General features: G+C 52.6%; 6 protein-coding genes and 1 pseudogene. All 7 read left to right on the top strand.

Going from position 1 to position 11,957, the window contains the following annotated elements; genetic code table 11:
- The first annotated feature begins 383 nt into the window (after positions 1 to 383).
- Positions 384 to 770 (top strand): TnpV protein, encoded by a 387-nt coding sequence (locus U8U68_RS00160; RefSeq protein ID WP_437124408.1) that lies wholly within the window; start codon positions 384 to 386, stop codon positions 768 to 770.
- Positions 698 to 2,242: pseudogene (locus U8U68_RS22770) on the top strand (MutS N-terminal domain-containing protein); the annotation flags it as partial. The gene U8U68_RS00160 and the pseudogene U8U68_RS22770, both read left to right, overlap by 73 nt.
- Positions 2,243 to 2,344: 102 nt before the next feature.
- Entirely contained in the window at positions 2,345 to 9,001 is a 6,657-nt protein-coding gene (locus tag U8U68_RS00155; protein ID WP_496196372.1) for a helicase-like domain-containing protein, read from the top strand.
- A 147-nt stretch (positions 9,002 to 9,148) separates the two neighbouring features.
- Entirely contained in the window at positions 9,149 to 9,622 is a 474-nt protein-coding gene (locus tag U8U68_RS00150; protein ID WP_322198831.1) for a DUF3849 domain-containing protein, read from the top strand.
- A 130-nt stretch (positions 9,623 to 9,752) separates the two neighbouring features.
- Entirely contained in the window at positions 9,753 to 10,070 is a 318-nt protein-coding gene (locus tag U8U68_RS00145) for a DUF6103 family protein (RefSeq protein ID WP_322198830.1), read from the top strand.
- A gap of 211 nt (positions 10,071 to 10,281) precedes the next feature.
- Positions 10,282 to 10,641: a plasmid mobilization protein gene (locus U8U68_RS00140; protein ID WP_322198829.1), complete on the top strand. Its 360-nt coding sequence runs from the start codon at positions 10,282 to 10,284 to the stop codon at positions 10,639 to 10,641.
- Complete coding sequence (locus U8U68_RS00135; protein ID WP_322198828.1) at positions 10,547 to 11,956, top strand: relaxase/mobilization nuclease domain-containing protein; 1,410 nt, start codon at positions 10,547 to 10,549, stop codon at positions 11,954 to 11,956. Before U8U68_RS00140 ends, U8U68_RS00135 begins: the two co-directional genes overlap by 95 nt.
- The last annotated feature ends 1 nt before the right edge of the window (position 11,957 follow it).

Raw genomic sequence — 11,957 nt, 5'->3', positions numbered from 1 at the left:
GGCGGTTGTCGCTGCCCTGGCCGAACAGTACGGCGTTACTGACGAGGGCGGTCTGCCCTACCAGCTGGAGGCCATTGCCCAGGAATTGGCGGGCGAGTATTGGGAGCAGAATTGGGAGGACATTTTAGCGAGTGTCCCCGGTTCGTTTTTGGAGGATTACGACGAGCTGAATGTGGAGGTCGAGTTTCGCAATGCGGTCACGGTCAGCACCACTTACGCGCTCATGTCGCGCTGCGGGCTGAACCCCAGCGAGTTTTTCACTAATGAGGACTTTCTGCCGGTTTTCGACTTCAACACGCCCGATTCCATCACGGCTTTAGGAACAGCAGTCAGCGGCAACAGCGAGCAGGTGTTACGGCAGATCGAGGTCACCATCAAGAATTATGAGCGCACACGGCGCGTGGAAAGGAGCGGTTTATATGGAGAACACCCTGACCTACCGGCAGGAGGGGGACTTCCTGCTGCCCGAATTAGAGACGGAAACACCATCGACTTTGGGGAAATACGGACGGATGAGGGAGCGGTATCTGAGGGAGGAACGCCCGGTGCTGTACAACCGGCTGATACTCAGCGGGAAGCTGACGGCACACCTGACGGAGATAGAGCAGACGGCGAACCAGAGGTTGGAGCTGATAATGCCGGAGCTTCAGAAGTCCATGGGCCTGACGGAACAGATGAAGGCCAGCGACCCCATGAAATGGGTGGGTCTGATGAACAACGCGAAGGCGAAGGCGGAGGAGATGATTCTCAGCGAATTGATATACAGTTAGGAGATGAACAAGAGGGTGAAATCCCCAATCTGTTTGACCTCGCTGGTTCGACAATCCCGTTAAGAAGTGGCAGTTCCGAAAGTGCTGCCACGGTTCGCCCCGGCCTTTCCCAAAGTGTGATAGACGCCGCCCTGACCTTGGGAGCTAACGACCCGGACAGCCGCCTTCGCATTATCGCGGAGTTCATGAAAGATAAGCCTTTGGAGGAAAATGCCCGGTTTTTGCAGACCCACTATAAGGAAAACGGCGCTGGGTTTTACATCGGGGAGCGCAAATATTCCCTCTGGTACGATGAGGCGGGTATGCAGATCGCGCCCGGTGAAAGCGCGCTGACATTTACCGCCACAGCGCTCACCTGGGAGCAGGCGGCGGAGAGAATCCGGGTGCTGCTGGACGAGGGCCGGTACGCCAGCCAGTCCATGCTATACCGGGCCTGGCCCTTTGAGAAGAACCGGGTAGCGGAGGCGCTGCAATATCTGCACAGGGATATTGACGAGAAGTACAAGGACATATATTTGCCCACGCTTACCGCCGCTCTGAGCGGTACTTTCGGCTATCCTGACGTGGTGGACAAGACAAAGGAAGTGCTGGAACAGCCGGAGCAGCTAAAGAGCGTGATTGACGATTTTGCGCTTTTCCAAAGGGATTACGCCCACAACCGGGATATTCTCCGTTTCCATTTCCACCGCCCTGACGAAATCATGCAGGGTTTGCAGGATTTGCAATGTGCCCCCCTCAAATTTACCGCCTCGCCGGACTATGCGCCGGTAGAGCGGTTTTTCATTTCTCAGGATGAGATAGACGATCTCCTGCGGGACCATCCTGACCGGCATGATTACCGCATTGGGGTCTACAACTTCTTTGAGCAGTACCCTGACCGCAAGGAGCGGGAGAAATATTTGGGCAATCTGCATGGCGAATACTCCGGCTACCATGGCGGCAACGACAACATCACCTATACCCACAAAGAGCTGACATTTACCCACGGCGACATTATTGAACCGTATGCTGCGGTGAAAATGAAGTGGTCTCAGGTGCGAAAGCGCATTGAGGAACTGATAAAGAGGGACGCTTTTCTCTCGCCGGAGGACAGGGGAATCATGGAGAGCCGTACACCGGAAACGCCCGCTGAACCCTCTGCATCCATTACTGAGCCGGAGTCCCTCTCAGAGCAGGACGCAAAAAAGCGCGACATTCTCATGGATAATACCAAAGCCCACTTCGCCAGCTATGAGGAAGTCAAGCAGGCCCACCCCGGAGATATCGTCCTTTTTCAGCGAGGGGATTTCTTTGAAATGTACGGCCCCGACGCGCGGGTGGCCTCTGTGGAGCTGGATATTCTCCTGACCAACCGCAATATTCCAGAGCTGGGCCGGGTGGCTATGTGCGGCGTCCTGGCAACTGATTTGGAAAGATATTTGGAGATTCTCCGCAAGGAACATGACGTTACAATTTCCGTTGTGCCCGATAGCGGTACGGAGCGGCAAACCTATTCCTTATCTTCTTATAAGGATGCTCCCGAAGTTTCCCCGGCTTCACCGACTACTGATTCCTTGAATCAGGCCAGTGAGCAGATGATCAAAGCAACACCGGATATGGTTCCCATCATAGACGAATATGCCAGAATTAAGGAACAGTTTCCCGGCTATGTGATAGGGGTACAGAATGGAGATACGTTATATTTTTACGGTTCAGATGCCGAAAAAGCTGGCCCTGCCTTTAATCATAACGTACTCTTGCGGGATATTTCCGGTATGGGCGCAGTTTCCATCACCGGCGACGCGGAAAGCTGGCAGGCGAGTCAGGAAAAGCTGCTGCGAAACGGACTGGACCTGACCTTTGTCCGGCTGGATGATGCCGGTAAATATGAGGTGATTACCTCCCGTACCGCGGCGGAGTATATTCCGATAGGCATGGAACTGGATGTGGATGGGCGGCGCTGCCGGATCGATAGCGTGGATTTTCAGCAGGACGCGGTGCGATTGGCCGTTCTGGATTCTGATATGACCCTGACGGAATCTGTCCGCTACGTGCGCGAATATGTAGAAGAAGCATATAACAAGGAGCTGGAAAAAGCTGCGGAAGAAGAAAAAGGCCAGCTCTTTGTGGAGCAAGTCCTGGGGGACGTGGAGCGGTTAACTGAGCCGGAGCAGGCCTCCACTGTCCGGGAACTGTACGGGCATTACAAGGAAATCCTATGGGGCAAGCTGATGGAGGACGAGGCGTTTCAAAACGCTTGCCTAAATTCTGACCGGCAAAACGCCATGGACGAGGGGCGTAACGCCGTAGAACGCGCAGCAAAAGACCTTGGAATTACACAAGGGGATATGCAGTTCTATCAGCTATACTTTGGCAATACGTCTTTTCACAACCAGCTGAAGGAGGAACTGGCAAACGAGGGTTATGATGCCTATATGGCCCTGTCCGCCGAACTGCCGCCCTGGGGAGTTGAAATTGGGAACCACTCCCCATGGGGTATCATACAGACTACTCATGAGCTGGCAGATGGTATTTTCAAGGTCGGCACACCGTCCCATGGCGGTATTATGATCCGGGAACCGTTGGCAAAAGAGTGCATTTCCCCGGAACTTTTGGCCCTTGGCGGTGAGGAAAACGGCTGGTGTTTTTTTGAGGAAGATGAGCTTGCGCCACTAGTGGAAGCGGAACTGGAAGGGAATCGTGTTCGGCAGGGACAGCCACAGGTAGCAGCAGATACGTCCGTTTCCACCCACGACCCTCTCGCCCCTGCTTACAGTGTTGGCGATACGGTGTACTTGGACAACACGGCGTTTACCATCACGGAAGTCGGCCTGTTTAATGTTCATCTGCAAGACCCGGCCATGACTTACCCTGTTTTCCGCGCAGAGAGCAAAGAGAATTTTGAAAAGCTGCTTCGCCGGGACGAAAGGAATTCGTCTATCACCGATTATTTGTCTGTTACAAGAATTGGCCCTGCCGACAATGGGGACGACCTCCGGGATGTTCTCACCAGCGAGGGCGGTCTGTTAGATGGACAGGCAAAAAATGAGGTCACAAGGTGGCTACAAGATGGTGTTGGCAACGCAGAAATCGCCCGCCGCCTGGGCGAAAAATTAGACAGAACCGTTGAAACCATGTCCCTTGAAACCGGGGAGCAGGTGGATTTCAGCATATTTGGCGACAGATTGACGCTGGATATACGGGGAGATTCCCGCGCCGTGATGATGTATGATCTGCGGACGGTTGCCGGTGTGCTCCGTGCCATGTACCAGCAGGAGTTGGGCGGTTTACGTCATGATGAGCCTTTGCAGGAACCGCCCGACGTAGAAGTTGCCCCTGCTCCGGTTCAGCCGGAAATTACCGTTCCGCCGTCCACCGCGCCATCCGACAAACCCAGTTTCTCCACAAAAACAGTAGCCGTCTACCCAGCCGAAAAGAATAATCTTCCCTTTGATGTTGTCATTGAAACGCTCCACGGTGATGAACCCCAGCGTGGCCCCAAGCCTCAGAACTTCCACATCACCGATGATAATTTAGGCGCTGGCGGTGCAAAAGCCAAGTACCAGATGAACATGGCAGCACTCAAGACTTTGCACAATATTGAAGCTGAGAACCGTACCGCCACGCCAGAGGAACAGGCCGTTCTCTCCAAGTATGTAGGCTGGGGCGCTCTTGCCGATGCCTTTGACGAGGATAAACCCTCCTGGGCTACCGAGTACAAGGAGCTGCTGGAAACTCTCACTCCCGAAGAATACGAATCGGCGCGGGCCTCCACCCTCAATGCCCACTACACGTCCCCAACCGTTATCAAGGCAATCTATCAGGCGCTGGAAAGCATGGGCTTCCATAGCGGCAACATATTGGAACCCTCAATGGGCGTTGGTAATTTCTTCGGCCTGCTGCCAGAGAGCATGGCAAGTTCAAAGCTCTACGGTGTGGAACTGGATGGCCTCACCGGGCGTATCGCGAAGCAATTATACCCCCATGCCCATATTGAAATCAAGGGCTATGAGGACACGAACTTTCAAAATAATTCCTTTGATATCGCCATCGGCAACGTACCCTTTGGACAATATCAAGTCTTTGACCCGGCTTACAACAAGCTGGGTTTTTCTATTCATAATTATTTCTTCGCCAAGACCATCGACAAGGTGCGGCCCGGAGGGATCATCGCCTTTGTGACTTCCCGGTACACCATGGATTCAAAATCGACAGATGCTAGGGAGTATATAGCGCAGAGAGCAGAGCTATTGGGTGCGATCCGGCTCCCGGAAAACGCCTTTCTATCCAATGCAGGGACAGAGGTAGTGGCGGATATCTTGTTCCTGCAAAAGCGGGAACAGCCCATTACAGAACTGCCCGATTGGGTACATACGGACAATAACAAAGACGGATTTGCCGTCAATCACTATTTCATTCAGCACCCGGAAATGGTGCTGGGAAGTGAAATCTCCGACAGTACGCGGTATGGGCAGGATTATACCATCAAGCCCCATCCTGATGTGAACCTTGATGAACAGCTAAAAGAGGCTATTTCTCATATTGATGGCCATTATGTAGAGGCTGAAATCGTCCAAATAGAGGACGAAAAGGAGCAGGAAACCATCCCCGCTGACCCGGATGTCAAGAACTTTTCCTATACTATTATAAAGGGAGACGTGTATTACCGGCAGGATTCCGTCATGGTAAAGATGGACTTGGGGGCAACAGCAAAGGCCCGCACCATGGCCCTGATCGACCTGCGGGACTGCACCCAGCGGCTTATTGCCGAGCAGATGGAGTTGTCCACCAAAGATGAAGATATCCGCTCTACCCAGGCAGAACTGAACCGACTCTATGATAATTTCACCGCAAAGTTTGGCCTTATCAACGATAAAACGAACGAGCGGGCTTTCTCCCAGGATTCTTCTTATTACCTTTTATGCGCCTTGGAAATTCTGGACGATGAGGGCAAATTCGTCCGAAAATCAGATATGTTCACCAAGCGCACCATCTATCCCCGGCAGGAGATCACCCATGTGGACACCGCTACGGAGGCCCTGGCCGTGTCCATTGGGGAGCGGGCCAGGGTGGATATTCCTTATATGGCGGGGATTACCGGTAAAACCGAGGAGGATATTATTAACGATTTGCAGGGGCAAATCTACCGTGTACCTTTCCGCGACCCGCCCATTTATCAGCCCGCGGACGAATATCTCTCCGGCAATGTGCGTGAAAAGCTCAAGGTTGCGGAGGTTGCAGCTGAGAGTGATCCGTCATACACAATTAACGTCCATGCCCTTGCCGCTGTGCAGCCCAAAGACCTGGACGCTTCGGAAATTGCCGTCAGGTTGGGCACGGACTGGATAGGGCCCGAATATGTGGAGCAGTTTATGTATGAGCTACTCAAGACACCTGGCTATGTCAGGGAGGACATTCATGTTCAGTATTCCTCAGTTATCCATGCGTGGAATATCACCAATAAGGGCTATATCCCCAAAAACGATGTGTCGGCATATACCACCTATGGCACAAGCCGCGTCAGTGCATATAAGCTGCTGGAGGACGCATTGAACCTGCAAAACACCCGCGTTTACGATACCAAAACGGTGGACGGTGAGGACAAGAGGGTACTCAATGCCAAGGAAACGACCCTGGCCCAGCAGAAACAGGACATGATTAAATACGCATTTCAGGATTGGATATGGAAAGACCCTGACCGCCGCCAGAAGCTGGTGCGAAAATACAACGACGAGATGAACTGTATCCGGCCCCGGCAGTACGATGGGAGCCATCTTGTTTTGGCTGGCATGAACCCGGAAATTCAGTTAGAGGAACACCAGAAAAATGCCATTGCAAGGGCAGTCTACGGAGGGAATACGCTGTTTGCCCATTGTGTGGGGGCAGGGAAAACCTTTGAAATTACCGCCTCCGCTATGGAGATGAAACGGCTGGGGTTGTGCTCCAAATCCATGATCGTGGTGCCCAATCACTTGACACAGCAATGGGCTTCAGAGTTCCTGCGGCTCTACCCCAACGCCAATATTCTCGTCACCACCAAGAGGGATTTTGAAAAGGATAGGCGTAAGAAGTTCTGCTCCCGCATTGCTACCGGCGATTACGACGCCGTGATTATCGGCTATTCACAGTTTGAGAAAATACCAGTCAGCAAGGAGCGGCAGATCAGGCAGCTTAACCAGCAGATGGACGCGATTATTGACGGTATTGCCCGCGCAAAAGAGGAGGACGGGCAGCGCTTTACCGTAAAAAGTCTGGAACGCACCAAACGAAGCCTTGAATTACGGCTGAAAAAACTGCAGGCAGATAGCCGTAAAGATACTGTGATAGACTTCGAGGAATTGGGTATTGACAGGCTGTTTGTAGACGAGTCGGACAATTTTAAGAACCTTTTTATGGTGACAAAAATGCAGAATGTGGCCGGACTTTCCACCTCTGACGCGCAGAAATCCTCTGATATGTTCAGCAAAACACAGTACCTGGATGAGATCACAGACTACAAAGGCGTGATTTTTGCCACGGGAACGCCCATCAGCAACTCCATCACGGAGATGTTTACCGTACAGCGCTATCTCCAGTATAATGCCTTGCAAGCCATGAATATGGAGCATTTTGATAGCTGGGCCAGCCGGTTCGGTGAGACAGTTACTACCATGGAGCTGGCCCCGGAGGGGACCGGATATCGCCCGCGAACCCGGTTTGCCAAGTTCTTTAATCTGCCGGAGCTTATGAATATCTTCCATGAGGTGGCAGACATCAAGACGGAGGACATGCTGAACCTGCCCACACCGGATGTGGAATTTCATAATATCGTGGCAAAACCTACTGAGTTTCAGAAAGCGTATGTGCAGGAACTCTCAGAGAGGGCTACTGCTGTTCGCGTGGGTGATGTGGAGTCTACCGAGGATAATCTTTTGAAGATAACAAACGATGGCCGGAAACTAGGACTTGACCAGCGGCTCATAAGCCCCTTAGCGGAGGACTCTCCCGATTCAAAACTCAATCTCTGCGTGGACAATATCATGCAGTTTTGGGAGGATGGCAAGGAGAATAAGCTGACCCAGCTTGTGTTTTCTGACCTGTCTACTCCCAAAAAGGGCGACAGTTTCAATGTGTATGATGATATTAAGCGGAAGCTCATGGAGCGAGGTGTGCCGGAAACTGAGGTTGCTTTTATCCATGACGCTGAAACAGAGGTCAAGAAAAAGGAGCTGTTTGCCAAGGTGCGCAGCGGGAAAGTGAGGGTACTGATTGGCAGCACACAAAAGCTCGGCGCTGGCACCAACGTGCAGGATAGACTTATCGCGTTGCACCACTTGGATTGCCCGTGGCGGCCTCGAGATTTGATCCAGCGGGAGGGCAGAATCATCAGGAGGGGCAATAATAACCCGCTTGTACACGTTTTTCGTTATGTAACTGAATCGACTTTTGACAGTTACTTGTTTCAGACCGTGGAGAAAAAGCAACAGTTTATAGGGCAGATCATGACCTCAAAATCCCCCGCCAGAACCTGCGAGGACGTGGACGAAGCGGCCCTTTCCTATGCGGAGGTCAAGGCTCTCTGTGCTGGCGATCCACGCATAAAAGAACGTATGGAGCTGGACGTTGAAGTAGCAAAATTGCAGGTCATGCAGGCCAGCCACCGCAGTCAGCAGTACGATTTGGAGGATAAAATCCGGCTCTACTTCCCTCAGGAGCGGCAGCGGTTAGAGTGGAGGATAGAGGGAATCCAAAGAGATATGGCTACTCTGGCGGAGCATCCTCTGCCCGTTGAGGGCTACATAGGGATAGAAGTTCTCGGCCAGCACTTTGACGAGCGCAAGAAAGCCGGTATTGTGCTTTTGAATGAGTGCAAGCAGGCCAAGGTGTTTACGAGTACGCTTGTCGGCAAATATCGCGGGTTGGAGGTGCTTGTAAAGAAGCATAATCTTCTCAGCGAGGTGCAGATTGTCCTCAAGGGCGCGGTAGAATACGCCTTTACCGCCAGTGATTCCGATATAGGAAATATTACCCGCATTGACAATGCTCTTGAGCGTCTGCCGGAGGAACTCGCTAAGGCCCAGGCCAGTTTGGAGAATGTCAAGCAGCAGTTTGAGAGCGCAAAGCAGGAGGTGGGCAAGTCTTTCCCGCAGGAGCAGGAGCTCAAGGACAAGCTGGCGCGGATCACTGAACTGGATATTGCGCTAAAGATGAATGATGGTTCCCAACGGGTGCGGGAGAATGAAGAAATCGTAGATACCTCGGTTTCTCTCTGAGCCATTTTCATCGGAGAAACATCGGAAAACTATCGGAAGACAAACGGAAAGTCATGTGCTATAATGTGTATTGTAAAGAAGTGCAGAGAGGCGGGACTGGAAACAGTTCCGCTTTTCCATGCTCAATTTATGGAAAGGAAGGATGCCATGTCAAGACAGTGTGAGGACCCGCCCATCTACCGCCAAACCGCGCAGTACGCTATGGAGCATGGCGAACGCGATGCTTATTTTGCCTGCCGGAGAGCCTATTGGGACTGCAAGAGAGCCTTAGAGGATTCTATCAACAGCCACTTTGACGGTATGTACTTGGGAAAGGATTGCATTTCGGAAGTCATGGAGCAATACGGCCCGGAACGTGTCAGAAATGTGCTGGCCTGCACCATTCAGCATAAGGAATGGGACGCGCGGTTTTCGCGGAGCAATCGGGAATGGGCTATGAAAGTTGATACCGCTCACATGGGAAGGGAGCCGTACCAGTTCATATGCGAGAGCCATTCGGCGGTGCTGGATGGCTTTGTATCTATGTTCCGCAGGGAGGTTTTGGAGCAGGGGAAGGCTCAAGAGACTGCGGCTCCTGCACAGCACAAGTCCCCGGAAAGGAGTGATGATTTTGAACTCTGACAACAATTCTGCCGCCGCAAGAGCGCCCCCTTGGGGGGTTTTTCTTGCAAAAAATCAATAATCTGCTTGGAGAAGGCCGGTGCTTTTCCGTAGGAAAAGAGAGGCGTTTCACGCCTCAGGACTTCACCGAATGTACGCCTTGCGTACATTTTACCACAGAATCGAGGTGAAAGCTATCTCAAAAAAGGAAAATATCGTGAGCTTTTCGGTGCCGTTTTCCTCTGAAAAGTTTGAGGCTTTGGAGTTCCATGCCCGGGAGCGCGGCGAAAAAGTTGAGGATTACATGGCTGAATCTTTGGAGGATTGGTACAGAAAAAAGGTGCCTGCTAGTATCCGCAAATACCTTGACGCCAAGTATGAGCGTGAATACGGAACCCCGCCGGGGCCTCTTAATATCCCTGCCCCAGAGCCGGAAGGGAGCACCGACACTCCCTCCTGGGACAGCTGACGAGGGGCAAAAGTGGGGGCGCAGCCCCCACAAATGGAGGAAATGTCCGAAGGGCGTTTCCTCCATGAGCCAGCATCGCATTTGTCGGACAAAGCGTCAGACATTCTGTCTGACACTCTGCCCGCAAATGCCCGCTGACGCGGCTGGGTAGGGGCGCTGCCCCTACAACCCTGCTATGATGAGAGCCCCGGCGGTTTTTGGAAAGGAGCTGTTGCACATCGCAAGTACAAATCGAACGCAGAGAATCACTCTGCGGTTAAATGAGGTGGAAAATCGGAGAATCACAAGGAGAGCCAGGTCCTGCGGGCTGAACAAGTCGGCGTATGTCCGGCAACTCATAGTTGGGTATGAGCCAAAGGAATCCCCGCCCGCTGATTATTTCGCCATGACCCGCGAGCTGAAGGAGATCGGCAACAATCTGAATCAGCTGGCGTTCGTGGCAAACGCCACCGGCCTGATTGACGAGGCGGCGTACTATGAGGAAGTCGTTCGTCTGCGGGACATCCTGCGGCGAATTGAGAAAGCAGTATTGGGGACATCAGATGGCGCAGACGAAGATATGGCCGATTAGTAATCACCTTGGCCGGTCTATCCGCTACATCATAAACCCGGCAAAAACTCAGGAGGGCAAGCTGGTGACCGGCGTAAATCTTTTTATCCCACAGAACGATTGGCAGGCTCCTGCTGATCAGATGCTGAGTACCAAGCTGCGCTTTGGGAAACAGGGCGGTCGGCTGGCCTATCACTTAGAACAAGGCTTTTTGCCGGGAGAGGTCACGCCGGAGGTGGCCCACGAGATTGGCGTGGAGCTGGCAAAGGAATTGTTCGGTGACAAGTACGAGGTGGTCGTTGCTACCCACACCGACAAGGAGCATATTCACAACCATATACTGTTAAATTCCGTTTCATTCGTAGATGGGAGCAAGTTCCACCAGCCCAACGCCATGTACTACGACCGCATCCGCAAGCTGTCCGACCAGTTCTGCGCACGATACGGTCTTTCTATTATAAAGGAGGCGACGCAGTCGCGCTATGAGGATTACCCGGCCCAGCACCACCAGAAACCGCAGCCCGCCCCTACCGTCCACTCCATCATGTATCAGGATATAGACCGGGCGGTGGATGCCGCGAAAGACCTGGACGATTTCTACCGTATCTTAACGCAGATGGGCTACCGGGTAAAGCGGGAGAGCGCACACCCGGCGATCTCCCCGGAGGGACACGGCTTTTTTCGACTGTACAAATTCAAGAGCGGATATACCGAGGAGGATATCCGCAAACGTATCGCTGAGAAAAGCCGGAACCCCCACCAGCGGCAGAAACCCAAGCAGGTATACGGTGCGTGGAAGAATCCAACGGAGCAGCAAGTGTACAAGAGACGCTATACCGGCTACTATGCCCGGAGATATAACCGTCGTGGTCTTAACGCCACCTATCTGCACTACCGCTATATGCTGGTGAGCATCCGGCGGCAGACCTATCCCCGCTACCCCACCATCGAGCAGCGAAAGGCCCTTGCCAAGCTGGACAGATATTCCCAAGAGGCGCGATTGTTAGTGCGCAACAAAATTCAGACGAGGGAGGAATTGAGTAAGCACCAGTCTGATTTGGACGAGCGTGTCTATGCGCTCCACAAAGAGAGGTGGTATTTGAACCGGGATTTGCAGAAAGGCCCCAGCGAGGGTGAAAGACAGGTGATTCAGCAAAAGATTTCGGAAATAAACCGGCAGCTAAAACCGCTCTACCGAGAGCGTAGTCTTTGCAAGGATATAGCGGAGCGCTGCGGTTTGGTGACGGCGGCAGTCAATCGTGAAAAGGAGGTTGCAGTCCATCAGTTAGAGAGGGAAAGAGGTGAAGAATTATCGACAACACATCAGAGGCAATAGA

Origin of the sequence: Acutalibacter intestini (assembly GCF_034334985.1) — a bacterium.
Taxonomy (GTDB): domain Bacteria; phylum Bacillota; class Clostridia; order Oscillospirales; family Acutalibacteraceae; genus Acutalibacter; species Acutalibacter intestini.
The sequence above is the reverse complement of the archived record's forward strand: the minus strand, read 5'-3'. Positions and strand labels throughout refer to the sequence as shown.

Excerpts from the sequence above, each read along its gene's own strand:
- U8U68_RS00160 (WP_437124408.1), top strand. The coding sequence starts at position 384 with ATGAGCGCACACGGCGCGTGGAAAGGAGCGGTTTATATGGAGAACACC.
- U8U68_RS00155 (WP_496196372.1), top strand. The coding sequence starts at position 2,345 with ATGATCAAAGCAACACCGGATATGGTTCCCATCATAGACGAATATGCC.
- U8U68_RS00150 (WP_322198831.1), top strand. The coding sequence starts at position 9,149 with ATGTCAAGACAGTGTGAGGACCCGCCCATCTACCGCCAAACCGCGCAG.
- U8U68_RS00145 (WP_322198830.1), top strand. The coding sequence starts at position 9,753 with ATGTACGCCTTGCGTACATTTTACCACAGAATCGAGGTGAAAGCTATC.
- U8U68_RS00135 (WP_322198828.1), top strand. The coding sequence starts at position 10,547 with ATGAGGAAGTCGTTCGTCTGCGGGACATCCTGCGGCGAATTGAGAAAG.